Source organism: Halomonas sp. KAO (assembly GCF_015595025.1).
Lineage (GTDB): Bacteria > Pseudomonadota > Gammaproteobacteria > Pseudomonadales > Halomonadaceae > Halomonas.
In genome coordinates this window covers 45,187-67,524 of the sequence record NZ_JADNRL010000005.1, presented here as the reverse complement: position 1 = coordinate 67,524, position 22,338 = coordinate 45,187, and the positions used below count along the sequence as shown (strand labels likewise).

At 64.0% G+C, this 22,338-nt stretch carries 24 protein-coding genes and 1 tRNA gene; 18 read left to right on the top strand and 7 right to left on the bottom strand.

Going from position 1 to position 22,338, the window contains the following annotated elements; genetic code table 11:
- Positions 1-5 precede the first annotated feature (5 nt).
- Positions 6-1,439: a DNA recombination protein RmuC gene (gene rmuC / locus IOC61_RS01515; protein WP_324254669.1), complete on the top strand. Its 1,434-nt coding sequence runs from the start codon at positions 6-8 to the stop codon at positions 1,437-1,439.
- 70 nt (positions 1,440-1,509) lie between these two features.
- Entirely contained in the window at positions 1,510-2,781 is a 1,272-nt protein-coding gene (locus IOC61_RS01510) for a DUF4236 domain-containing protein (RefSeq protein ID WP_195687125.1), read from the top strand.
- 71 nt (positions 2,782-2,852) lie between these two features.
- Here IOC61_RS01510 and IOC61_RS01505 read toward each other — a convergent pair whose 3' ends face one another.
- The 3 genes from IOC61_RS01505 to IOC61_RS01495 form a co-directional block, all read right to left on the bottom strand.
- A complete protein-coding gene (locus IOC61_RS01505) occupies positions 2,853-4,253 on the bottom strand; it encodes an amidase (RefSeq protein ID WP_195687124.1) in 1,401 nt (466 codons plus the stop codon).
- 203 nt (positions 4,254-4,456) lie between these two features.
- Entirely contained in the window at positions 4,457-4,714 is a 258-nt protein-coding gene (locus IOC61_RS01500) for a hypothetical protein (protein WP_195687123.1), read from the bottom strand.
- A gap of 168 nt (positions 4,715-4,882) precedes the next feature.
- Positions 4,883-5,395, bottom strand: a complete 513-nt coding sequence (locus IOC61_RS01495; RefSeq protein WP_195687122.1) for a CIA30 family protein — start codon at positions 5,393-5,395, stop codon at positions 4,883-4,885.
- 460 nt (positions 5,396-5,855) lie between these two features.
- Between IOC61_RS01495 and IOC61_RS01490 the strand changes: the two genes are divergently transcribed.
- Positions 5,856-6,092 (top strand): hypothetical protein, encoded by a 237-nt coding sequence (locus tag IOC61_RS01490; RefSeq protein WP_195687121.1) that lies wholly within the window; start codon positions 5,856-5,858, stop codon positions 6,090-6,092.
- A gap of 171 nt (positions 6,093-6,263) precedes the next feature.
- On the opposite strand, the gene IOC61_RS01485 is transcribed toward IOC61_RS01490, so the two are convergent.
- Positions 6,264-6,340, bottom strand: a tRNA-Pro gene (locus IOC61_RS01485).
- 210 nt (positions 6,341-6,550) lie between these two features.
- On the opposite strand from IOC61_RS01485, the gene IOC61_RS01480 reads away from it, so the two are divergent.
- Together IOC61_RS01480 and IOC61_RS01475 are read left to right on the top strand one after the other, a co-directional pair.
- Positions 6,551-6,910: a CidA/LrgA family protein gene (locus IOC61_RS01480; RefSeq protein ID WP_195687120.1), complete on the top strand. Its 360-nt coding sequence runs from the start codon at positions 6,551-6,553 to the stop codon at positions 6,908-6,910.
- Entirely contained in the window at positions 6,907-7,641 is a 735-nt protein-coding gene (locus IOC61_RS01475) for an LrgB family protein (protein ID WP_195687119.1), read from the top strand. Before IOC61_RS01480 ends, IOC61_RS01475 begins: the two co-directional genes overlap by 4 nt.
- A gap of 105 nt (positions 7,642-7,746) precedes the next feature.
- Here the strand turns inward: IOC61_RS01475 and IOC61_RS01470 are convergent, their stop codons facing one another.
- The gene (locus tag IOC61_RS01470) at positions 7,747-8,076 is read right to left on the bottom strand and encodes a hypothetical protein (RefSeq protein ID WP_195687118.1); all 330 of its coding nucleotides are present in this window, start codon (positions 8,074-8,076) and stop codon (positions 7,747-7,749) included.
- Between the two features lie 151 nt (positions 8,077-8,227).
- On the opposite strand from IOC61_RS01470, the gene IOC61_RS01465 reads away from it, so the two are divergent.
- From IOC61_RS01465 to IOC61_RS01445, 5 genes are all read left to right on the top strand, one after another.
- Positions 8,228-8,401 (top strand): DUF2970 domain-containing protein, encoded by a 174-nt coding sequence (locus IOC61_RS01465; RefSeq protein WP_195687117.1) that lies wholly within the window; start codon positions 8,228-8,230, stop codon positions 8,399-8,401.
- Between the two features lie 152 nt (positions 8,402-8,553).
- A complete protein-coding gene (gene coxB / locus IOC61_RS01460) occupies positions 8,554-9,672 on the top strand; it encodes a cytochrome c oxidase subunit II (RefSeq protein WP_195687116.1) in 1,119 nt (372 codons plus the stop codon).
- A gap of 59 nt (positions 9,673-9,731) precedes the next feature.
- On the top strand, positions 9,732-11,369 hold the full coding sequence (gene ctaD, locus IOC61_RS01455) for a cytochrome c oxidase subunit I (protein WP_195687115.1): 1,638 nt from the start codon (positions 9,732-9,734) through the stop codon (positions 11,367-11,369).
- A gap of 45 nt (positions 11,370-11,414) precedes the next feature.
- Complete coding sequence (locus tag IOC61_RS01450; protein ID WP_195687114.1) at positions 11,415-12,014, top strand: cytochrome c oxidase assembly protein; 600 nt, start codon at positions 11,415-11,417, stop codon at positions 12,012-12,014.
- On the top strand, positions 12,011-12,868 hold the full coding sequence (locus tag IOC61_RS01445; protein WP_195687113.1) for a cytochrome c oxidase subunit 3: 858 nt from the start codon (positions 12,011-12,013) through the stop codon (positions 12,866-12,868). Before IOC61_RS01450 ends, IOC61_RS01445 begins: the two co-directional genes overlap by 4 nt.
- A 44-nt stretch (positions 12,869-12,912) precedes the next feature.
- Here IOC61_RS01445 and IOC61_RS01440 read toward each other — a convergent pair whose 3' ends face one another.
- On the bottom strand, positions 12,913-13,104 hold the full coding sequence (locus tag IOC61_RS01440; RefSeq protein WP_195687112.1) for a DUF2909 family protein: 192 nt from the start codon (positions 13,102-13,104) through the stop codon (positions 12,913-12,915).
- On the opposite strand from IOC61_RS01440, the gene IOC61_RS01435 reads away from it, so the two are divergent.
- Genes IOC61_RS01435 through cyoE form a run of 4 tightly spaced genes read left to right on the top strand, consistent with a single transcriptional unit; the run spans position 13,103 to position 16,419 of the window.
- Positions 13,103-13,831, top strand: coding sequence for an SURF1 family protein (locus IOC61_RS01435; RefSeq protein ID WP_195687111.1), 729 nt, complete (start codon positions 13,103-13,105; stop codon positions 13,829-13,831). The genes IOC61_RS01440 and IOC61_RS01435 overlap by 2 nt on opposite strands.
- A complete protein-coding gene (locus IOC61_RS01430; RefSeq protein ID WP_229332851.1) occupies positions 13,828-14,376 on the top strand; it encodes a hypothetical protein in 549 nt (182 codons plus the stop codon). Before IOC61_RS01435 ends, IOC61_RS01430 begins: the two co-directional genes overlap by 4 nt.
- Positions 14,377-14,402: 26 nt before the next feature.
- Positions 14,403-15,470 (top strand): COX15/CtaA family protein, encoded by a 1,068-nt coding sequence (locus tag IOC61_RS01425; protein WP_195687110.1) that lies wholly within the window; start codon positions 14,403-14,405, stop codon positions 15,468-15,470.
- Positions 15,463-16,419 carry a heme o synthase gene (gene cyoE / locus IOC61_RS01420; protein WP_195687109.1) on the top strand — a complete coding sequence of 319 codons (957 nt, stop codon included), beginning with the start codon at positions 15,463-15,465 and terminating at the stop codon, positions 16,417-16,419. The genes IOC61_RS01425 and cyoE overlap by 8 nt, the downstream gene beginning before the upstream one ends.
- Positions 16,420-16,566: 147 nt before the next feature.
- On the opposite strand, the gene IOC61_RS01415 is transcribed toward cyoE, so the two are convergent.
- Complete coding sequence (locus tag IOC61_RS01415; RefSeq protein WP_195687108.1) at positions 16,567-18,024, bottom strand: SLC13 family permease; 1,458 nt, start codon at positions 18,022-18,024, stop codon at positions 16,567-16,569.
- Positions 18,025-18,218: 194 nt separating this feature from the next.
- Between IOC61_RS01415 and IOC61_RS01410 the strand changes: the two genes are divergently transcribed.
- The 4 genes from IOC61_RS01410 to infC all read left to right on the top strand — a co-directional run bounded on the left by IOC61_RS01410 (position 18,219) and on the right by infC (position 22,331).
- Positions 18,219-18,686, top strand: coding sequence for a DUF2489 domain-containing protein (locus tag IOC61_RS01410; protein WP_195687107.1), 468 nt, complete (start codon positions 18,219-18,221; stop codon positions 18,684-18,686).
- 258 nt (positions 18,687-18,944) lie between these two features.
- Positions 18,945-19,598, top strand: a complete 654-nt coding sequence (locus IOC61_RS01405) for an OmpA family protein (RefSeq protein ID WP_195687106.1) — start codon at positions 18,945-18,947, stop codon at positions 19,596-19,598.
- Positions 19,599-19,857: 259 nt separating this feature from the next.
- Complete coding sequence (gene thrS, locus IOC61_RS01400) at positions 19,858-21,777, top strand: threonine--tRNA ligase (RefSeq protein ID WP_195687105.1); 1,920 nt, start codon at positions 19,858-19,860, stop codon at positions 21,775-21,777.
- 11 nt (positions 21,778-21,788) lie between these two features.
- Entirely contained in the window at positions 21,789-22,331 is a 543-nt protein-coding gene (infC, locus tag IOC61_RS01395) for a translation initiation factor IF-3 (protein WP_299233204.1), read from the top strand.
- Positions 22,332-22,338 lie beyond the last annotated feature (7 nt).

Sequence of the window (22,338 nt, the reverse complement as noted above, 5' to 3'; positions counted from 1 at the left end):
TGACCGTGGAACTTCTTCAGCAGCTCGATATGCGCCATGCCCTGACCGGCCTGGTAGCGCTTGTGGTCGGTGTACTGATCACCTTCTCTCTCCAGCAGCGCCGGCTAGGCGCCGTGCGCCATCAGCGGGATGAGGTCCGCGACGCGCTTCACGCCCAGCAGCTGGAGGCCCGCGAGCAGACCGTGGCGCTGCAGGTGGCGGAGGGCGAGGTGGAGACCCAGCGCGAGGCCGTCGAGGCCCGGGGGCGTGAGCTCGAGCGCTTCCGCGACGCCTACTATGCGCTCAAGCAGACCCATGGCGAACTGACCACCCGGCTGGAGGAGAAGGAGGCCCACTTCGCCCGTCAGCTGGCCTGGATGGAGGAGAGCAAGCAGCAGCTCAAGGTGGAGTTCGAGAACCTCGCCAACGAGCTGCTGGAGCAGAAGGGCAGGGCCTTCACCTCGCTCTCCGAGCGCAGCCTGCAGGGGCTGCTCAAGCCGTTTCAGGAGGAGATCAAGGGCTTTCGCGACAAGGTCGAGACCCTGCACACCCAGGAGACCGCCCAGCGTGCCAGCCTCACCACCGAGCTCAAGCACCTGCAGCAGCTCAATCGTGATATCACCGACCAGGCCGCCCAGCTGACCGAAGCCCTCAGGGGGCAGAAGAAGGTGCAGGGCAACTGGGGCGAACTGATGCTGGAAAACGTGCTGGACAGTGCGGGGCTGCGCGCGGGTGAGGACTACCAGCGTGAGAAGAGCTTCACCACCGAGCAGGGCAAGCGCCGCCCGGATGCGCTGGTCTATCTGCCCGAGGGGCGTCATCTGGTGATCGATGCCAAGACGTCACTCGCCGCCTATCTGGAGTATGTCAACGCCGAGGATGAACTGACCCGCCAGCGGGCGCTGGCCGACCACGCCGGCGCCGTGGGTGACCGCATCGAGGAGCTGGCGGACAAGCACTACTATGATCTGCCGGGACTCAACTCCCCGGAGGTGGTGATCATGTTTATCCCGGTGGAGTCGGCCTATATCGAGGCCCTGCGTCATGATGCGACGCTCTACCAGCGGGCCATCGAGCGCAATGTGCTGGTGGCTACCCCCACCACGCTGCTGACCAGCCTGAATATCGTCGGCCAGCTATGGCGCTTCGAGAATCAGAGCCGCCACAGCGCCGAGCTTGCGAGGAAGGCCGAGCGCTTTCATACCAAGCTCTCCTCCTTCCTGGAGAGCATGCAGGACGTGGGCAGGAAGCTCGACGGCGCTCGCGAGAGCTACGACAAGGCGCTGGGTCAGCTGGTCAACGGGCGTGGCAACCTGGTCAAGCAGGCCAGCGAGTTCCGCGAGCTGGGCGTGGCGGTGAAGAAGGAGCTGCCCGCCGAGGTGCTGGAGCGGGCTCGGCTGGAGGTCGGCTCTTCGGGGCCCGCCAGTCAGGTCGAGCCGAGAGCGGGAGAAGAGCGTTAAATGCCCTGCCGGCCCGGGCCGGCTAGACTGGCGATGAGTGTCACTTCGACAGGGATGGTAGATAACCGACATGGCCTTTCGTTTTCAGCGCCGTATCCGTCTGGCGCCGGGTGTTCGTCTCAACCTCGGCAAGGGGGGGCTCGGCCTTTCGGTGGGGCCTCGGGGGGCCAGCCTGAGCGTGGGCCCCGCTGGTGTGCAGGGCCATGTGGGGGGGCCAGGCACCGGCCTGGCTTATCGCCAGCGCCTGGATGGCCGCGATATCGGTGAGTCAAGCGGCGGCCGCCAGAAGGCTGCGCCCCCTAACGATCGTGGCGATAGCGGTCGTGGCGATTGTAGTCATGGCGATGCCGCGGCGCTCGAGGCGCGATTGGCCGAGGGCGATAGTGTGCCGCTGCGACTGGAGATCGACGAGAGCGGCCAGCTCCACTATTTCCACGACGATGGCACGCCCATGAACGATGCCGAGGCACGCATCATTCGTCGTCATGCCGAGGCGAGCCTGCGCGAGCAGTTCCAGGCCCACTGTGACCGTCTGAATGCCGAGATCGAGGGGCTGGGGCGGCTGCACGAGGAGACCCCGTCGCCGGAGTCCAACGGCTATGAGGTCAGCGAGTTCGACGAGGCCCCGCCACCGCCCTTTCAACCGCTGTCGCCGGTATGGTGGCATGCCCTGGTTCCGCCGGCGAGGCGCCGCCGAGAGGCGCGTAGTGCCCGTCTCAAGAGCGAGTTCGATGAGCGTTATCGCGCCTGGGAGTGGCGCAAGGCCGAGCATGATGCCGCGGAGTTTTCCCGTTATCAGCGCGAGAGCGATGGGGTGTGGGATGACCCCCAGGCCATGGAGGCGACGCTGCGCGAGCGTCTCGAGGAGATCGACTGGCCCCGCGAGACCCTGGTCGACTTCGAGCTGGGCAGCGATATATCGACCATTGCGGTGGATATCGACCTGCCTGGGGAAGAGGAGATGCCGGACCGCTACTGGGCCATGCCCCCCAAGCAGCTCAAGCTTTCGCCCCGCCGGCTGAGCGCCACGCGTCAGCGCGAGCTCTATCGTGATCATGTGCATGGCATCGCCTTTCGCGTGCTGGGGGCGGTGTTCGCCCGCCTGCCCGGGGTCAAGGAGGCGCGTGTGTCGGGCTACCGCCAGACCATCGACCCGGCGACCGGCAGTGAATCTGACCAGTATCTCTATAGCGTCAAGGTGACCCGGGAGCAGTGGGAGCGTATCGGGTTCGACAACCTCGAGCAGATCGACCCAGTGGCGGCGCTCGAGGCCTTCACCCTGCGCCGGGACATGACCAAGACCGGGATCTTTCGCGATATCGAGCCGCTGAAGCTGGTGTAAGCGAAGGAGCCCTGAGCCCGGTCAAGATGCTGGCCCTGAGGTCGCATCCGTTACCGAAGTCGCAGGGTGGGTCACGGTGTTGGCGGCTCACCGAGGATGCTGATCCCAGTACCGAGCCGCTGCTCGATGCTCTGGCCGATGGCCAGTAGTCGCGCCTCCTGGCGGGGGCCTGCCATTACCTGCAAGCCCACCGGCATGCCGGCGCTATCGTTACCCACCGGCAGGGTCAGCCCGCACAGCCCCATGAAGTTGGCGATCATGGTATTGCGCAGCGCCTGCATATTGGCCCTTGCATAGGCCTCCACCGAAAGCAGACTTCCCACCGTGGGCGGCGTGATCGCCACGGTGGGGGTGAGCATGGCGTCCACACCGGCGATCTCCCTCTCGGCCATGCCATACAGCTTGTCGATAAGGGCGCGTCGACGCACGTACTCCCAGGCGGGCATGTCGTCTACCGCCTCGACCCTGGCGGCAACATTGGGGTCCAGCGCGGTGATCGCTTCGGGAAGGTCGGTCTTGAGAAAGGCCGACAGCTCCGCCGCGGCAACTCCCCCCTCCAGGAACAGCCTATACGCCTCATCGGTGTTGGGCAGATCCAGGGTCACCAGGCGCGCCCCGGCGGCCTCGAGCTGGCGGATGGCGCGTTCGACGCTCTCTGCAATGCCAGGGCCGCAGTCGTCCCAGAAAAACGCACTGGGTACACCAAGGGTGAGATCGGCGAGGGCGGGAGGGGCCGGTACGCGGTCATCGCGGCCCGTCAGTGCACCATCCAGGGCATCGAAGGCAAACGCCAGGTCGTCGACGCGATGAGCCAGCAGCCCAGGGGTGTCCAGGGTAGGAGAGAGCGGCACGATCTGCTTCCCGGGCCAGCGTCTCGCGGTGGTCTTGAGGCCTGCCACCCCCGTCATGGAGGCGGGGATTCGCACCGAGCCCGCGGTATCCGTCCCGAAGGCCAGGCTTGCGGTTCCCCCGACCAGCGATACCCCCGCTCCGGAGCTCGAGCCCCCGGATATTCGGTGATTCTCGAGATCCCAGGGGTTGCGCGGCGCTCCCCAGTGGGCATTGGTCCCGAGGCCACCGAAGGCAAACTCCACCGTATGGGTCTTGCCCATCACGCTGGGCAGCTGGGCGAGCAGGGCCCTGACCAGCGGGCCGGCCTGCTCCCACTGTGATGGTAGCCGCTGGGACGAGCCGGCATAGGTCGGCAGCCCCGGCACCGCAAATAAATCCTTGAGCGATACGGGGATGCCCATCAGCGCGCCGGTGTCTCCCCCCTGACGAATCACTTGATCTGTAGCCTGGGCGTGAGCGAGGGCAGCCTCGCCGTTCCAGGTCATGTAGGCGTGATCGTGCTGGCCGCGGATGCGGTGAGCTTCCAGCGATGTTTCTGCCAGCGTGGTGGCCGTGAGTTTGCCGCTGCGCAGAGCGGCATACTGCTCGCGGAGCGGGAGTTTGAGGGGGGAGTCGGTCATGGCTGTATTTCCTTATTGTCAGTCACGAATCGAGACGTGGTTTGGCTTCAGAGAGCTCTGTGTGATGCGAGGGATGGGTTAGCTTCCCATATTATTAGTGAACTTGTATAAGATCCAAAGCCAGACAAGATAATGGAAAAAATAACAGAAAAAAGCCATACCGGGATGGCATGGCTTATATGTTTTAAGGGCAGGCGCAGAGACTAGGCTGTGGCAAGATCGTTTTCGACGGCACTATTTACCTCGGTCGAGGAGGGTGCGGCATAAAGTTCTTCAGGAACACCCTCCTGTTCGTAATGCTTCGGATTGATCCAGGTGGTCGTTACATGCTCCCAAGGCACGTTTTCACCGGTCTGCTTACGGTGAAAGTTCGCTCCCGTCTTGGAAGCCTGACACCAAGTGGCGGCAGGGAAGAAACCGATGGTGTCCCCATCGTAAACCACCTTGAAGATATCCATCATTAATGCGTTGACCTCCTAAACATACCAGAACCTCATGACAGGCAAAAGAATCCAGTATCATGCCTTGAAGTAACACTTTTTAGCTGACCCCCTACCGTACCATTTACAATAAAAAGTAGCTAATTTTGTAAGTTTTAGGAGTGTTAAAAAAGTGGAGTAAACGAGGATTTATTTGCTTTCCTGGCCGTTTATCTTCCCGATCCACGCCAGCTCCAGCCGAAAGGGTCCCGACCGCCGGTCGGCGATAAGCAATCCCACCTGCCGGAGCGCCGCGGGATCGAGCGGCGGCGCACCCTCCAGTCGCCGACCGCGGAATACCGCCTCGAACTCGTGCCAGGGCAGGGCATGGCGTTGCCATTCGCCGATGGGGGGCTGGAACAGCGCCCGATAGGCGGCGCCCTCGAACAGTTGGTTTGAGCGCAGGCGCAGCTGGTAGCGGCGGCCGTCGCCACGCACATGGAGCACCAGGCCCGGAGCGCCGCTCAGGTCCATGGCCTCGGGCTCGCGGCGCACCGAGGCGAAACCGCCGTTGTTCTCGAGGGAAGTCTCGCCGCTGAACACCCCGACGCCGTCTTGCATATGCAGGTTGCCGCGGGAGGCGCCGCCCATTACGTCATCGTTGATGGCCCGCCAGCGCTTGGCCTCGGCCGCGTTTTTAAAGTCGATCAGGTGTGCCGTCATTGAGGAGCCTCGGGGTCGCGTATCGCCTGATGTCCAGTTTGCCTCTCGAGACACGCACTGTCTTCTTGCGGCGTGACCCTTGCACCGTTGGAAAAGAGAAGCGCCAATGGGGCCGGGCTCGCACCGAGTTTGGCCCTGCGCCACTTGGCGTAGGACAAGAAGAACGGTTCGGTGCGATTGCTGGGCGGAGCAAGTACCGGCAAGACGGTGGTGGCCATGCACCGGGTCAAGTGGCTGGCCGAACATTTCACCATGCGCGCCAATGGTCTGGCCCCTTAGCTTTGCCTGACGTCGGATGGCAATGGCCTTTTACCCATTGCAGTCGGATATCCCTAGATCCTCGCCGAGTCGCTCACCAAGTTATAGACCAGCTGCTACGCCGAGCCGGGGATGCCGTGGTGCAGGCGTTGGGGGTAGAGTAATCCCCCCTTACTGACAGCTATTCCGGAGACAGAGCCTCGTGAACACCGAGCCCGAACTCATTCAGAGCCCCCTGAGCCAGGCCATTACCCGTGACGGTCACACCCTGCAGGTCGATATCTACCGCCTGGAGGAAGAGGTCGACTGGCTGCTGGAAGTCGTCAACGAGGATGGCACCTCCCATGTGTGGGATGACCGGTTTCCCACCGACCAGGCCGCCCTGGATGCGGTGCATGAAGCGATCGATGACGAAGGCATCGCGGCCTTCCTGGATTGACGGCCTGGCCTAGAGCAAGCGAAAGAAGAGGATGAAAGGAGAGGGGGAAAGAAATAGGGCGTTGGACGTCCACCTCCCTTGGGTTATTGATCTCGCCTGGAACCCACGGGAGCTTCAACGAAAAACCGCCACTCGGCATGACCCGTAAGTGGCGGTTTTTCTTGATATTTCTGGTCGGAGCGACAGGATTCGAACCTGCGACCTTTGCAACCCCATTGCAACGCGCTACCAAGCTGCGCCACGCTCCGACTCTCGTTTTCGGTTTCCTGGCCGTTCGGCCTGTGCCCCGAGAACGAGGCGTATACTAGCGCGTTAGCCGGCAAATGAAAAGCCCCTTTTGCACTTTCTTTTCAGATGCTTGGGTTGGGAGCGCTGGGGCGTGCCGCGATGATGCTCTATGATGTCGGCGGTTTACGCCGCGTATCGGGCGTTGTCGGGGTCGCAGAGGGGGAGTTGCCGTGCCGTTGATCATGGGGATGAGTGTGTTGCTGGCCTGCCAGTTCCTGGGGGAGCTGGTGGCGCGTGGGCTGACGCTGCCGATTCCAGGCCCGGTGATTGGCATGGTGATCCTGCTGATCGGGCTGCTGGTAAATGGCAAGGTGCCCAGGAGCCTGCGCATGGCCGGCGAGGGTCTGCTGCGCTATCTGACCCTGCTGTTCGTTCCGGCGGGGGTGGGACTGATGGTGCACTTCGCCCTGATCGGTCGGGACCTCTGGCCCATCCTGATCACCCTGGTGGTGTCCACGGGACTGACCCTGGCCGCGACCGCCTGGGGACTGGACCGGCTAAACCGTCGCCGGGGAGGGGAGTCGCGATGAGCCTCGCGACGCTGGATCAGCTGTGGGTCTATCTCTCCGGGAACCCGCTGCTCTCGCTGCTGATGACTCTGCTGGTGTTCAGCCTGGCGGTGCGCATCAACACTGCCCTCGGCGGCACGCCATTGCTGCATCCGGTAACGCTCTCCATCGCCATGCTTATCGGCCTGCTGCTGTTGGTGGATATGGATTACGCCACCTACTTCGAGGGGGCGCAGTTCATCCACTTCCTGCTGGGGCCGGCCACCGTGGCACTGGCGATTCCCCTGTATGACCACCGTGAGCGTGTCAGGCGGCTGCTGGTGCCGCTGCTGCTGGCCTGTCTGCTGGGCATCGTCACGGCGGTGGCCAGCACCCTGGGCATTGCCCTGGCATTGGGAGCGCGGCTTGAAACGGTGCTCTCCCTGGCGCCGCGTTCGGTGACATCCCCGATCGCCATGGGGATAGCCGAGCAGATCGGAGGCATACCTTCGCTGGCGGCGGGACTGGTGCTGCTGACGGGCTCCATCGGATGTGCGCTTTCACCCTGGGTATTCCGTCTGTTGCGGATTAAGGATCCGGCGGTGCAGGGGTTTGCCCTGGGGCTGTCGGCCCATGGCTTCGGCACGGCCCAGGCGTTTGCGCGGATCGGCGCCGTGGCCGGGGCCTTCTCGGGGCTGGCCATGGGGCTGACGGGTCTTCTTACGGCGTTTCTGCTGCCGCTGATCACGCGGCTCTTCGGGCTGGGGATTTAAAAAGGCGCCCGATCAGAGCGCCTGGTTTATCTGGCGATGTCGATCGCTGAAGGATGGCCGGGCTCTGTCCGAAAACTGGCTGCGCTCGCCACTTTTCGGTCGAGCCTAGATTTCCTCCCACAGGCGCTTGTGGAAATCGTGACTGAGCTTGGTGGCATGCTCCAGGCGTTTCATCTGCGCGTTGCTCACCTCCTTCACCAGCCTTTCATAGCAGGCCTGCACCTCTTCCGGGGTCGTGGGCTTTGGTCCGTCGAAGCATTCGGCGATTCTTTCACCGCTCTCGGCGATGGCTTTCAGGAATTCGGCTTCAAACTGCAGGGCCTCGGCGAGACCTTCCATCCAGGCCAGTTGGGTGCGCGCCATGGGGTTGGCACCCTTGGTCCACTGCTGCTGCCACCACTCTAGCATCGGGTTGGAGAACGGGTTCTGGGACATGACGACCTCCTGGTCACTACGCCAGCGGATGGCGGATGCGGCATATGCCTCGTGATGTTGACTAGAGTATAGGAGACCGTAAGCGGGAGGGCGGGGCCGGGGGGCTGCGCTTGTTGCTTGAATTCAGGATGCGTGTCAGGGAGCGAGTGCGATGTGGGGCGTGATCAAGTCGGTACTGGCGGCCTTCTTCGGTGTTCAGAAGGATGCCCAGCGTCGGGAGGACTTCGAGAAGGGGCATCCCGTGGCCTTTATTACCGTGGGAATCCTGATGGGCCTGGTATTGGTGGCGGTCGTGGCGTTTGTCGCCGTGTCGGCGGCCCGTTGAAAAAGGCGTTGGCGGTGGGCGAGGGCGTGACCATTGGCCGCAGTGTGGGTGACTACACTGCCTTATAGATATAGCTGAATCGAACGACCACACGCGGCTAGCGCGTGAGACGACAATAACAAGTCACGATAACCAGCAAGGAGGAGGCGCCGATGCGCACGTTCATCGTGTGGATAGCAGGTTGCCTGGTCGTCCCCCTGATGACGACGCTGGCCATGGCCAATGGCTGGAACATGCCGGTAGGGGTGACCGACGTGAGTCGAGAGGTCCACTCCCTGCATATGACCATCTTCTGGATCTGCGTGGTCATCGGCGTGATCGTGTTCGGGGCGATGTTCTACTCCCTGTTCCGCTTTCGGCACTCCAAGGGGGCCAAGGCGGCGCACTTCCATGAGCACCCCCTGGTCGAGGTGATCTGGACAGCGATTCCGCTTTTGATCCTGATCGGCATGGCGGTGCCCGCTACCGCCACCCTCAAGAAGATGTATGACCCCTCCGATGCCGATCTGGATGTGATGATTACCGGCCAGCAGTGGCGCTGGCGCTACGAGTATCTCGGCGAGGATGTCGCCTTCACCTCCAATCTCGGTACCCCCCGCGAGACGATTCGTGGCGAGGGGGAGCGAGGCGAGCACTACCTGCTCGAGGTCGATGAACCACTGGTGTTACCCGTTGGCCGCAAGGTGCGCTTTCTGATGACCTCCGACGATGTCATCCACTCCTGGTGGGTGCCGGACCTGGCCGTCAAGCAGGACACCATTCCCGGCTTCGTCAACGAGAACTGGGTGCGGATCAACGAGCCCGGTGTCTATCGCGGCCAGTGTGCCGAGCTATGCGGTATGGACCACGGCTTTATGCCGATCGTGGTGCAGGCGCTGGAGGAGGAGGAGTTCGATACCTGGCTGGCCGAGCGCAAGGAGGCGGCCGCCCAGGAGGCCTCCGGCGTCGACCGCGAATGGACCCTGGACGAGCTGGTGGCGCGTGGCGAGCAGAGCTACAACTCGGTGTGTGCCTCCTGCCACCAGCCCGATGGGAGCGGTAATGAGCCGGCCTTCCCGGCCCTGGCGGGCAACCAGGCACTGATGGAGGAGCGCGAGCGACATATCGAGACCGTGGTCAACGGGGTCTCGGGCGCCGCCATGCCGGCCTTCCGCAACACCCTGAGCCCGGTGGAGATTGCCGCCGTGATCACCTACGAGCGCAACGCCTGGGGGAACGAGACCGGCGATGTGGTTCAGCCGTCAGAGATTGCCGAGCGGCTGGAGGAGTAGGCCGGCTGCGGCCTTCCCAAGCGATCAGACAAGAACAGCGACAATCAGGGAGATTGACCATGGCGCCCAAGCTGCCCCTGCATCACCCCGTCGAGCAGAGCTCTACCGCCAGTGCCGGCGGCCAGGCGGCGCACCCGGCCCCGCCCCGTGGCCTGATGCGCTGGCTGCTGACCACCAACCACAAGGAGATCGGCAGCCTCTACCTGATCTTCTCCCTGACGATGTTCTTTATCGGTGGTGTCTTTGCGCTGGTGGTGCGCGCCGAGCTGTTCCAGCCCGGGCTGCAGTTGGTGGAGCCGGAGTTCTTCAACCAGATGACCACCATGCATGGCCTGATCATGGTGTTCGGGGCGATCATGCCCTCCTTCGTGGGACTGGCCAACTGGATGATACCGTTGCAGATCGGCGCGCCGGATATGGCCCTGCCGCGCCTGAACAACTTCAGCTTCTGGCTGCTGCCGGTGGCCTTCACGCTTCTGCTGAGCACCCTGCTGATGCCCGGGGGTGGTCCCAACTTCGGCTGGACCTTCTATGCGCCGCTCTCCACCACCTACGCGCCGCCTTCCACCACCTTCTTTATCCTCTCGCTGCATATCGCCGGCATCAGTTCGATCCTCGGCGCCATCAATATCATCGCCACGGTGCTCAACCTGCGCGCGCCGGGCATGCGGATGATGGATATGCCGCTGTTCTGCTGGACCTGGTTGATTACCGCCTTCCTGCTGATCGCGGTGATGCCGGTGTTGGCCGGGGCGGTGACCATGATGCTGATGGATATCAACTTCGGTACCAGCTTCTTCAATGCCGCCGGTGGCGGGGATCCGGTACTCTTCCAGCATCTGTTCTGGTTCTTCGGGCACCCCGAGGTCTACATCATGATCCTGCCCGCCTTCGGGATCGTCTCGGCGATCATCCCCACCTTCTCCCGCAAGCGGCTGTTCGGCTACGCCTCCATGGTGTATGCCACCGGGGCCATCGCCATCCTGTCGTTCATGGTCTGGGCGCACCATATGTTCACCGTGGGCCTGCCTCTGACCGCCGAGCTGTTCTTCATGTACACCACCATGCTGATCGCGGTGCCCACCGGGGTGAAGGTGTTCAACTGGGTGGCCACCATGTTCCGCGGCTCGATCAGTTTCGAGCCGCCCATGCTGTTTGCCCTGGCCTTCGTGGTGCAGTTCACCATCGGCGGGTTCTCGGGGTTGATGCTGGCCATCTCGCCGGCAGACTTCCAGTATCACGACACCTACTTCGTGGTGGCGCACTTCCACTATGTGCTGGTGCCGGGGGCGCTGTTCGCGATCCTGGCCGCGGCCTACTACTGGCTACCCAAGTGGACCGGCCACTACCCCAATCTGAAGTTGGCCCACTGGCACTTCTGGCTCTCGGTGATCGGCGTCAACCTGGCCTTCTTCCCCATGCACTTCTCGGGGCTTGCCGGCATGCCGCGGCGGATTCCCGACTACGCCTTGCAGTTCGCGGATTTCAATCTGGCATCCAGCCTGGGAGCCTTCCTGTTCGGTGCCTCCCAGCTGCTCTTCGTCTGGCTGATCATCAAGTGCGTGCGCGGAGGCGAGAAGGCCCCGGCCAAGGCCTGGGAGGGCGCCGAGGACCTCGAGTGGAGCGTGCCGAGTCCGGCGCCGCTGCATACCTTCGAGCATCCGCCCACCTTTCGTCGTGACGAGAATTCGGCGTGACGAGAAGTAGCAGCGGCGTCTCTAGCGACTAGCGGGGAGAGAACTATGGAGGAGCGTCAGCAGCACGGCAGCCAGAGGGCCCGAGGGGTCAGGCGAACCGTTGCCCGAACCCTCTTCGCCCTGGCCGGCATGTTCGCCTTCGCCTTCGCCCTGGTGCCTCTCTATGACGTCTTCTGCGAAGTGACGGGGCTCAATGGCAAGGTGGACACCCAGGGCCAGGCACTGGTCGCGGAGGAGGTCGATCAGTCCCGCGCGGTGACCGTGCAGTTCGTGACGCGCACCAGTGCCGGCCTGCCATGGAACCTCGAGGTGGAGACGCGTCAGATTCGCGTGCATCCCGGGCAGAGTGCCGAGGTCGGCTTCGCCTTCCACAACACGGCAGACAGCGCCGTCTGGGGGCGGGCCGTGCCCAGCGTGACGCCGGCCCGCGCCAACCTGCATCTGCGCAAGCTGGCGTGCTTCTGCTTCGAGGAGCAGCGCCTGCAGGCGGGGGAGCGTATCGAACTTCCCCTGATCTTCCAGCTGACCCGGGATCTGCCTGCCGACGTCCATACCGTAACCCTGGTCTATACCCTGTATCCGGTTGACCGTGATGAGGCAGCGCTTCAGGCACGCGCGAGCGGCGACATAGGAGGTGAGGCATGAGTGGTGGCAGCTACTACGTTCCCCCAACCAGCAAGTGGCCGGTCCTCGGCTCGCTGGCGCTGGGTCTGATGTTGATCGGTTTCGGGATGATCCTGGTACACGGAATGAGCGGCATCATGATGGCGGTCGGTTTCGTGGCGCTCCTGACCGTGATGGGATTGTGGTTTCTCGACGTGATCAAGGAGTCCCGCGGGGGGCTCTACGATGCCCAGATGGATCGTTCCTTCCGTCAGGGCATGGCCTGGTTCATCTTCTCCGAGGTGATGTTCTTCGCCGCCTTCTTCGGTGCGCTCTTCTATGTGCGTACCTTCGCGCTGCCGTGGCTGGACGGGGAGGGCGCCAAGGGGGTGGCGGCCCTGCTATGGCCGGAGTTCACCGCCAGCTGGCCGTTGATGGAGCCGCCCGGCGATGTGGCGGGGCCGCGGGAGGTGCTGAGCCCCTGGCAGCTGCCGCTGGTCAATACCCTGATCCTGGTGGGGTCCAGCATCACGCTGACCGTGGCCCACGAGGGGTTGAAGGAGGGCATGCGTGAGACCACGCGCAACTGGCTGCTGGTGACCGTGCTGCTGGGCCTGAGCTTTATCACCATTCAGGGGGTCGAGTACTACGAGGCCTATTACCACTACGGGATTACCCTGGAGGCGGGCATCTATGGCTCGACCTTCTTCCTGTTGACCGGCTTCCATGGGGCCCATGTGATCATCGGGGCCACGATCCTGGCGGTGATGCTGTTGCGGATCCTGCGTGGTCACTTCGCCGCGGAGAATCACTTCGGCTTCGAGGCGGCCTGCTGGTACTGGCACTTCGTGGATGTGGTATGGGTCGGTCTCTTCCTGTTCGTCTATGTCTTCTGAGTCTTGTCTTCCTGGCCCTTCAAGGCTAATGGGATTGTCGGGATTCAGCCCAGGTTGCCGGCGTAGAAGCCATAGAAGAGCAGGGCCAGCAGGATGGCGGCGAGGGCCACCCGCAGCTTGAGGGAGACCAGCAGGCGCCGCGAGGCGGCGTCGTCGCGCAGCAGGAAGCCGGCACCGGCGGCGAGGCTGGTCACCATGGCCAGGAACACCAGGGCAATCAGGATCTTGAGCAGCATGGCGCACTCCTTGGATATGAAGATTTCCCAGCATGCCCGCCCAGGATGGTGGCGGCAACGCCTGTGGTGGACGCTCTGGTCCCTGCTGGTCGTGCTGGGGGTGGCGCTGGGGGCGTGGCAGTGGGAGCGTGGCGAGCAGAAACGTGCCTACCTGGTGCGGCTGGAGGCGGCACCGGCGCTTGTCGATCCCCGACAGGTTCCCCCCGAGGGTAGCCGGCTGACGCTGTCCGGCGAGTACCTGGCCGATGAGACCCTGTTTCTGGATAACCGCACCCACGAGGGGCGCTTGGGGGTGGCACCCCTGACGCCGCTGCGTGGCGATGATGGTCGCGTCTGGCTGGTGCAGCGTGGCTTTCTGGAGACCGGGACCAGTCGTGCCGACCCCGAAGTGGCGACACCCAATGGGTGGATCACCCTGCGCGGCCGCTGGCAGGCGGCAGGGGATGGCGCCCCGCTGTTCGGACCCAATCGAGAGGGCGCCAGGCTCCAGCGGATCGAACTCGATGCCTGGTCGCTCGACTTCGCCCACGCCGGCTGGCTGCACCTGGAGGAGGGGCCCGGCGCGCTGCCCGCCTGGTGGTCACCGAGCGTCATGCCGCCGAGTCGCCACATCGGCTATGCCGTGCAATGGTGGGGGCTGGCGCTGGCGGCGCTGGTGGTGATGGTGCTCGGTGGCCGGCGCATGGGGCGGCATCCCGATGAGATACCCACGGAGGATCGATCATGACGATGTCCCATGCCACCCCCTATGGACGGCTCAAGCTGGCGGCGCTGCTGCTGTTTCTCTCGCTGCCGGTGCTGGTGGCCACGGTGATGGCGCTATGGCGTATCGGTATTCCCGAGGGGCGCACCGCGCATGGTGAACTGGCACCAGGCGTGCCGGAGCTGGCCGAGTGGCCACTGAACACGTCGATGGCACCCGCGGTCTCCGGTGACTGGGTCCTGGCGTTCGACTGCGGCGAGCGCTGTAAAGAGCTCAGCGATCAGTGGTGGCGCCTGCATCGGGCACTGGGCAGCGACGCACCGAGGGTCAGCCGGCTTCGCGTGGGTGGCGTTGATGATGCGCTGCCCGGGGCGGTGGTCGGGCAGTGGGCCGAGCGCCCCGCCTGGCTCGAGCCGGGCCGGCTGTGGGTGATCGATCCTCGCGGTCAGGTGGTGCTCGGCTATGAACCCGAGGCCGACCCCTATGCGGTCAAGGCAGACCTGGCTCGCCTGTTGCGCATGAACCCGGAGGCACCCTGGCAGGCTGGCCAGGAACTGGCGGGGCGCTGAGCCCATACGGCAAGGGAGGGTTGGCGATGCATGCAGCACGTCGGCGGTTGGCACTGCTCAAGGCGCTGAGTCTGGCGGGAGTGGTGTTCACGGTGGGGGTGATTCTGCTCGGCGCCTGGACACGTCTGGTGGATGCCGGGCTGGGCTGTCCGGACTGGCCGGGCTGCTACGGCGCCCTGGTGGTGCCCGATGAGGGACGAGCCCTGGCGCATAGCCCGGACTCGCCCCTGGAGAGCGCCAAGGCCTGGATGGAGATGATCCATCGCTATGTGGCCTCCGCCCTGGGCCTGCTGGTGATCGCCCTGGTGGTGCTGGGCTGGCCACTGCGGCGCCATGCCGACTACCCCTGGCGGCTCTCCCTGGGACTGCTTGGGCTGATCATGGTGCAGGGGGCGTTCGGTGCCTTCACCGTGACGCTGAAGCTGTGGCCCCAGGTGGTGACGCTGCACCTGCTCGGCGGGCTTGGCGTGATGCTGGTGTTTCTGTGGCTGCATCTGCGCCTGCGCCGCTGTGCCAGCGGGAATCTGACCCTGGGAGACGTGGCGCCGCCCCGTCGTCGTCTCACCCCGCTATGGGGACTGGCCGCGGCACTGCTGGTGATCCAGCTGGCCCTGGGGGGCTGGGTCTCGAGCAACTATGCCGGCATCGCCTGCCAGGGCTTCCCCACCTGTAACTCCCAGTGGTGGCCGGCCCTGGACTGGAGCGAGGGGTTTCATCTGACCCAGAGCGTCGGGCCCAACTACCTACATGGTCAGCTGCATGCCGAGGCACGCAGCGCCATCCAGGTGGGACACCGTCTGGGCGCGCTGGCGCTGGGTCTCGCCATTCTGGGACTGTGGGCCGGCTACCGGCGCGAGAGGGCGATGCGTGGACCCCTGCTGGCGCTGGTGCTGGCCTACGCCGTGCAGTTCTCCCTGGGTGTCGCCAATGTGCTGCTGTGGCTGCCGCTATGGCTGGCGCTGCTGCATACCGCGGGGGCTGTGGGGCTGGTCTTGAGCCTGGCGCTGGCTGCCTGGCGGTGGCGCTCTCTCGAACCCTCCCCGCACAGATCACAACCCAGAACGCAGCAGAAGAAGGAGTGGGTCCATGTCTGATGATTCACTGACCACCGAGATCCGCGTCTCCGAGCTCGCACCCCCTTCGCTGGGCAGTTGGGGCTGGCGAGACCTGGTTACCCTGTGCAAGCCACGCGTGGTGCTGGTGATGCTGGTGTGTGCCCTGGTCGGCATGGCGCTGGCGCGGCCGGTGTTACCCTCGCTTGGGGTCGTCTTCTTCGGCCTGGCGGGCATCGGTCTGACCGCCTGCGGGGCCGCGGCCTTCAACCATGTGGTCGACAGGCGACTGGATGCCATGATGCTGCGCACCGCGCGGCGGCCGCTCGCCACCCGACGCATGCCCGGCAGCATCGCCCTGGCCTGGGCCACCTTGCTGTCGCTGGCCGGCCTCGGGCTGCTGGTGTGGCAGGTCAATGGGTTGACGGCCTGGCTGACCCTGGGGTCACTGATCGGCTATGCGCTGGTCTACACGACCTTCCTCAAGCATGCCACGCCCCAGAATATCGTGATCGGTGGGCTGGCCGGTGCCGCACCGCCGCTGCTGGGCTGGACGTCAGTCACCGGCCAGGTGGGACCCGAGCCACTGCTGCTGGTGTTGATCATCTTCGCCTGGACGCCACCGCATTTCTGGGCGCTGGCGCTGCACAAGCGTGATGAGTACGCCCGTGCCGGGGTGCCGATGCTGCCCGTGACCCACGGCGTGGCCTTCACCCGCCTGCAGGTATGGCTCTACGGCTGGCTGACCGTGGCGGTGACGCTGCTGCCGTTCGTGATCGGCATGAGTGGTGCGGTCTATCTGGTCGGGGTGATGGCGCTCAATGCGCGCTTCATGTTCTGGAACTACCGCGTCTGGCGGGGACAGGACCCCAGGGCGCCCCTGGCCGCCTTCTGGTTCTCGATCCGCTATATCCTGGGGCTGTTCGGCGTGCTGCTGCTGGACCACTATGCCCAGGCCTGGACGCTGTGGCTGGCGCCGGCGATCCAGTAAGTGGGGGAGTGACGCCGGCGAGAGCGCACGCCCCCGAGAAACGACACGGCCCGGCGATTGCCGGGCCGTGTCGTGCTGGTCTGCTGCCTGTTTGTCAGATCAGGTTTGTCAGAGCGGGGCTATCAGAACAGGGCTATCAGAACAGGGCTACCAGAGCAGGACGACCAGCAGGTAGGCCATTACGGTGACCACCACGCTGCCGGCCAGGTTCAGGGCGAAGCCGGCTCGGATCATCGATTGTATCTTCATATGCCCGGTGCCGAAGACGATGGCATTGGGCGGCGTGGCCACCGGCATCATGAAGGCACAGCTGGCGGCGATGGCGGCCGGCACGGTGACCAGCAGCGGCGAGATATCCAGCGATAGTGCCAGGGCGCCCAGCAGTGGCAGGAAGGCCGCGGCGGTGGCGGTGTTGGAGGTCACTTCGGTCAGGAAGATGATCACCAGCACCACGATGCCGATCATGGCCAGCAGCGGCAGGGTACCGAAGATGCCCAGCTGGCCGGCGATCCACTCCGCCAGGCCGGTACGGGTGATGGTGCCGGCCAGGGCCAGGCCGCCTCCGAACAGCAGCAGGATGCCCCAGGGCACCTGCTGGGCATCGCCCCAGGCCAGGAGGCGTTCGCGGGATTGCCCCCCGCTCGGGATCAGAAACAGCGCAATGCCGGCCGCGATGGCGATGCCGGTGTCGGTCAACCAGGGCAGTCCGAAGTCGTTGAGCAGCGGGCGTGCCACCCAGGCGATGGCGGCCAGCGAGAACAGCACCGCCACGCGGCGCTCGGCGGAGGACATCGGGCCGAGGTTGGCCAGCTCGGTATCGATCAGCTCGGCACTCTGGCTGGCCGCATCGAGCTTGAAACCGCGCCGGGTCAGCCACCACCAGGCCGCCACCATCATGGTGATGCTGATCGGCAGGCCCACCAGCATCCACTGGGCGAAGCCCAGGTCGATGCCGCGGTCCTCGGCCAGGTAACCGGCCAGCAGGGCATTGGGTGGCGTGCCGATCAGGGTGGCGACACCGCCGATGCTGGCCGAGTAGGCGATGGCCAGCAGCAGGGCGGTCGCGTAACGGCGCAGCTCCTCGGGGTCGCTGTCGCCGAGCAGGCTGATCACCGACATGCCGATGGGCAGCATCATGATCGAGGTGGCAGTATTCGACACCCACATGCTGAGAAAGCCGGTAGCGACCATGAAACCGGCGATCTGCCGGCGTGGCTGGTGCCCCACCAGCTTGAGCACGTGCAGGGCGAGGCGGCGATGCAGATCCCAGCGCTGCATGGCGATGCCGAGCAGGAAGCCGCCCAGGAACAGGTAGATGATCGGGTTGGCGTAGCTGGCGGTCGCCTCGCCCATGCTGCCCAGCCCCAGTGCGGGCACCAGCACCATGGGGAGCAGCGAGGTGGCAGGAATCGGGATCGCCTCGGTAGACCACCAGGCGGCCATCCACAGCGCCATGCCGACACAGGCCCAAGCCGCCGGCGGCATCTGGGCGGGAGGCGGTAACAGCAGGGTGAGGAGCAGCAGGGCGGGGCCAAGCCACAGGCCGATCCTGGCGGCGAGTGCGGGCGGAGCCGGTGCCCTGGGCGAGCTGGAGTGATCAGGCATGGCGGGTTCCATTACCGGGGTGAGTGCATCGAAAGGGTGAGTGCCTGACAATGAGGCGGCCGCATTGTACTCAAGAATCCTGCGTAGCGTCAGGGGCATGCGCCGCCGGGCATCGGGTCGAGGAACGTTGGGGTCGCGACCTGCAAGGGGGTAGAATCGTACGCCCACTTTCTGTCATGTCATGGTGATACTCGATGAGCTCCACCACCGCCCTGATTCTTGCCGGCCTAGCCCTGGTGGTCATCGCCGGCCTCGGTGCCTACGCCTTTACCCTGTGGCGTGAGGTTCGACGGCGGCGGGCCAGACAGCAGGACGAGCTGCGTCGGGCCCATGAAAACTGTCTTGAGAACCTGGAGCTGGTGGCCTCGGCACTGCTGCAGGAGCAGGTGAATATCACCGAGGGCGTATGGCGTTGCAAGGTGTTGCTCGAGATCCTCGACTCGCGGTTGCTGGAGCGTGAAAGCTTTCGCCCCTTCGGTGAGGTCCATGCGCTGACTCGCCACCTTCATACCCATGAAGCTCGCAAGGCGCTTTCTCCCAAGGAGCGCTTCAAGGAAGACAAGGAGCGCCTTGCTGTCGAAGAGGAGCATCGCGATGCCGTGCTTGAGGCCGCACGGGCCGCGCTGGTGTTTCGGCGCGACTGGCCGGCGAGTCTGCATTGAGGTTCAGGCGCGCAGGGGTGCTTTATCGAACACTGTGCGATACCGTCAGGATTTGCTAGTCTATCCCTAGACGATTGAATAAGCTGCTTAGCTGCGGCAAGCTTGGCAGTGTGCCGAGAACGGTCTGACACGCGTGGCAGACGCTTTCGGCATGGGTGTTGCGGCAAAGATCGCAGTGCCTGATCGTCGGGATCATCTGGGAGGCGGCAAGCGGTTGCCTACCCTGGAGCGAAAAAAAGCAAAGAGAAGGAGTTTCACATGAAGAAGTCCACGACTGGCTTGCTGCTCGGATCTGCTCTGGTGGTCGGCCTCTCCGGCTGCGCCACTTCCAACAGTACTTCCTCTGTCGACAAGCCCTGGTACCAGCACCCGATGGTGTGCGGCCTGGCCGGTGGTGTCATCGGCGGCGGTATCGGCTATGCCTCGAGCAGCGAGTCCGATGAGGATGACGGTGCCGCCATTGGCGGGACCGCTGGTGCCGCCATTGGTGCCATGCTGTGTGCCGACACGCCGGAGCCGGTGGCCGAGCCCGCGCCGATGCCCGAGCCGGAGCCCGAGCCCGAGCCCGTGTTCGAGCCGGTGACCCTGCAGAGCGATGTGACCTTTGCCTTCGACTCCGCCGAGCTGCGCCCGGGCGCCGAGTCCGAGCTGAATCAGGTTGCTCGTACCCTCAACGACAACCCCGAGGTGCGCGTGACCATCGCCGGTCACACCGATGCCATCGGTACCAACGAGTACAACCTGGGTCTCTCCAAGGATCGCGCCGACTCCGTGCGCAGCTACCTGGTGAGCCAGGGCGTTGCCGGCAACCGCATGCGTACCGTGGGCTACGGTGAAGAGCGTCCGGTCGCCACCAACGAGACCGACGCCGGCCGTGCCCAGAACCGTCGTGTGGAGATCATGAGCCAGTAAGTCCGGGTTCGTGTTCACGGCGAGTTTCGACTCGCCTTCAGGGGCGCCTCAGGGCGCCCCTGTTGCGTCGGCACAGTGGCACCATAAGTGGTGCTTTGTTATCGTGGCGCGTCATCCGGCCCGGCACCGTCTCGCCTGGAGCAGTTCTTCTCTAATCATGGCGATGGCCGGGTTCCGGCTGACAAGCACCTTTTCACTCTTTGTTCACTGCGACATGTGGTCTTTCGTATGGGCCACCACTGCGCGAAAGGACCCCTTCATGCCAATCGTGACCCTGCCTGACGGCAGCCAGAGACGCTTCGATGCCCCGCTGAGCGTGATGCAACTGGCCGAGGATATCGGCCCCGGACTCGCCAAGGCCTGTGTGGCCGGCAAGATCGACGGAGTGCCGGTGGATGCCGCCGATATCATCGATCGTGATGCCGAGGTGGCGATCCTCACCGCCAAGGACCCCGAGGGGCTGGAGGTGGTGCGTCACTCCTGTGCCCACCTGATCGGTCATGCCGTCAAGCAGCTCTATCCCGATGCGAAGATGGCCATTGGCCCGGTCATCGATGATGGCTTCTACTACGATATCGACTTTGGCCGCTCGGCGACCCCCGAGGACCTCGAAGCCATCGAACAGCGCATGAAGGCGCTGATCGACAAGGGCTATGATGTGGTTCGCGAGTATGTCGATCGCGACAAGGCAATGCTCGCCTTCCTGCACCGCGACGAACCCTACAAGCAGGAGATCGTGCGGGAAATCCCCGAAGGGGAGACGATTCGGCTCTATCATCATGAAGAGTATGTCGACATGTGTCGGGGGCCGCATGTGCCCAATACCCGGCACCTGAAGTCATTCAAGCTGACCAAGCTGGCCGGTGCCTACTGGCGGGGCGATGCCACCAAGCCCATGTTGACGCGCATCTATGGCACCGCCTGGCCCGACAAGAAGCAGCTCAAGGCCTACCTGAAGCGCCTCGAGGAGGCGGAGAAGCGCGATCACCGCAAGCTGGCGCGCAAGATGGATCTCTTCCACCTCCAGGAAGAGGCGCCGGGGATGGTGTTCTGGCACCCCAACGGCTGGACCATGTATCAGGCGCTCGAGCAGTATATGCGTCGGGTGCAGATCGAGAATGGTTACCAGGAGATCAAGACGCCCCAGGTGGTGGATCTGTCGCTGTGGAAGAAGTCCGGTCACTGGGGACACTACAGCGAGCTGATGTTCACCACCGAGTCGGAGAAGCGCGACTACGCCATCAAGCCCATGAACTGCCCCTGCCACGTGCAGGTGTTCAATCAGGGCCTCAAGAGCTATCGGGATCTGCCGCTGCGTCTGGCGGAGTTCGGCAGCTGCCACCGCAACGAACCCTCTGGTTCCTTGCATGGTCTGATGCGGGTGCGCGGCTTCACCCAGGATGACGCCCATATCTTCTGTACGGAAAAGCAGATTCAGTCCGAGGCCGAGGCGTTTATTGCCCTGACCCTCAAGGTCTACAAGGATCTCGGCTTCGACGAGGTAGAGCTCAAGCTGTCGACGCGCCCCGATGACTTCATGGGTGAGGCGGAGCTGTGGGATCGCGCCGAGGCGGGTCTCGAGGCCGCGCTCGACTCCACCGGCCTCGAGTGGGAGCTTCAGCCGGGCGAGGGCGCCTTCTACGGTCCCAAGATCGAGTTCTCCCTGCGCGACTGCCTCAATCGGGTCTGGCAGTGTGGTACCCTGCAGCTCGACTTCAATCTGCCGGGACGGCTGGGTGCCCAGTTCGTCGACGAGGATGGTGCCCGCAAGACACCGGTAATGCTGCACCGTGCGATCCTCGGCTCGTTCGAGCGCTTCCTGGGAATCCTGATCGAGCATCATGCCGGCGCCATGCCGCTATGGCTGGCTCCCCAGCAGGTGGCGATCCTCAATATCACCGATTCCCAACGTGAGTTCGTGCTGGATCTCGAGCGTCGGCTGCAGAAATTCGGCTTGCGCGTCAAGGCGGACTTGAGGAATGAGAAGATCGGCTTTAAAATCCGGGAGCATACCTTGCAGAAAGTTCCCTATCTCCTGGTGGTAGGAGATAAGGAAGTCGAAGCCGATTCGGTCGCCCTGCGTACGCGCAGTGGTGAAGATCTGGGTACCATGACGGTCGATGACCTCATGGCGCGCCTCGGAGAAGAGCTCGGTGAGAGACATTCGTCAATTGCCTAAGGAGACGGAACATCAAGCGTAGCAACCAACGTGGACGTCCCCAGGACAAGCGTCCGCCCATGAACGAGCGTATTACCGATGATCAGGTTCGCCTGATTGACAGCGACGGCGAGCAGCTGGGCATCGTGCCCACCAGCGAGGCGCTGGAGCGCGCCGAGACCGCCGGTATGGATCTCGTGCAGATTTCCAATGCCGATCCGATCGTCTGCAAGATCATGGATTACGGCAAGTTTGTCTTCGAGCAGAAGAAGCAGAAGGCGGCTCAGAAGAAGAAGACAAAGCAGATTCAGGTCAAGGAAGTGAAGTTCCGGCCTGGCACCGACGAGGGTGACTATCAGGTCAAGATGAAGAACCTGACGCGTTTCCTCGAAGCGGGCGACAAGGGCAAGGTCACGCTGCGTTTCCGCGGTCGTGAAATGGCGCACCAGGACATCGGCCGCAAGCTGATGGAGCGGATCGCTGCCGACCTCGAAGATCTCGGGAGTGTCGAATCCTTCCCGAAGATGGAAGGTCGTCAGATGATCATGATCATTGCGCCCAAGAAGAAGCAGTAAGCGGTAC

Coding starts and splice junctions, on each gene's coding strand:
- IOC61_RS01510 (WP_195687125.1), top strand. CDS start 1,510: ATGGCCTTTCGTTTTCAGCGCCGTATCCGTCTGGCGCCGGGTGTTCGT.
- IOC61_RS01505 (WP_195687124.1), bottom strand. CDS start 4,253: ATGACCGACTCCCCCCTCAAACTCCCGCTCCGCGAGCAGTATGCCGCT.
- IOC61_RS01500 (WP_195687123.1), bottom strand. CDS start 4,714: ATGATGGATATCTTCAAGGTGGTTTACGATGGGGACACCATCGGTTTC.
- IOC61_RS01495 (WP_195687122.1), bottom strand. CDS start 5,395: ATGACGGCACACCTGATCGACTTTAAAAACGCGGCCGAGGCCAAGCGC.
- IOC61_RS01475 (WP_195687119.1), top strand. CDS start 6,907: ATGAGCCTCGCGACGCTGGATCAGCTGTGGGTCTATCTCTCCGGGAAC.
- IOC61_RS01470 (WP_195687118.1), bottom strand. CDS start 8,076: ATGTCCCAGAACCCGTTCTCCAACCCGATGCTAGAGTGGTGGCAGCAG.
- IOC61_RS01465 (WP_195687117.1), top strand. CDS start 8,228: ATGTGGGGCGTGATCAAGTCGGTACTGGCGGCCTTCTTCGGTGTTCAG.
- coxB (WP_195687116.1), top strand. CDS start 8,554: ATGCGCACGTTCATCGTGTGGATAGCAGGTTGCCTGGTCGTCCCCCTG.
- ctaD (WP_195687115.1), top strand. CDS start 9,732: ATGGCGCCCAAGCTGCCCCTGCATCACCCCGTCGAGCAGAGCTCTACC.
- IOC61_RS01450 (WP_195687114.1), top strand. CDS start 11,415: ATGGAGGAGCGTCAGCAGCACGGCAGCCAGAGGGCCCGAGGGGTCAGG.
- IOC61_RS01445 (WP_195687113.1), top strand. CDS start 12,011: ATGAGTGGTGGCAGCTACTACGTTCCCCCAACCAGCAAGTGGCCGGTC.
- IOC61_RS01435 (WP_195687111.1), top strand. CDS start 13,103: ATGGCGCACTCCTTGGATATGAAGATTTCCCAGCATGCCCGCCCAGGA.
- IOC61_RS01440 (WP_195687112.1), bottom strand. CDS start 13,104: ATGCTGCTCAAGATCCTGATTGCCCTGGTGTTCCTGGCCATGGTGACC.
- IOC61_RS01430 (WP_229332851.1), top strand. CDS start 13,828: ATGACGATGTCCCATGCCACCCCCTATGGACGGCTCAAGCTGGCGGCG.
- IOC61_RS01425 (WP_195687110.1), top strand. CDS start 14,403: ATGCATGCAGCACGTCGGCGGTTGGCACTGCTCAAGGCGCTGAGTCTG.
- cyoE (WP_195687109.1), top strand. CDS start 15,463: ATGTCTGATGATTCACTGACCACCGAGATCCGCGTCTCCGAGCTCGCA.
- IOC61_RS01415 (WP_195687108.1), bottom strand. CDS start 18,024: ATGCCTGATCACTCCAGCTCGCCCAGGGCACCGGCTCCGCCCGCACTC.
- IOC61_RS01410 (WP_195687107.1), top strand. CDS start 18,219: ATGAGCTCCACCACCGCCCTGATTCTTGCCGGCCTAGCCCTGGTGGTC.
- IOC61_RS01405 (WP_195687106.1), top strand. CDS start 18,945: ATGAAGAAGTCCACGACTGGCTTGCTGCTCGGATCTGCTCTGGTGGTC.
- thrS (WP_195687105.1), top strand. CDS start 19,858: ATGCCAATCGTGACCCTGCCTGACGGCAGCCAGAGACGCTTCGATGCC.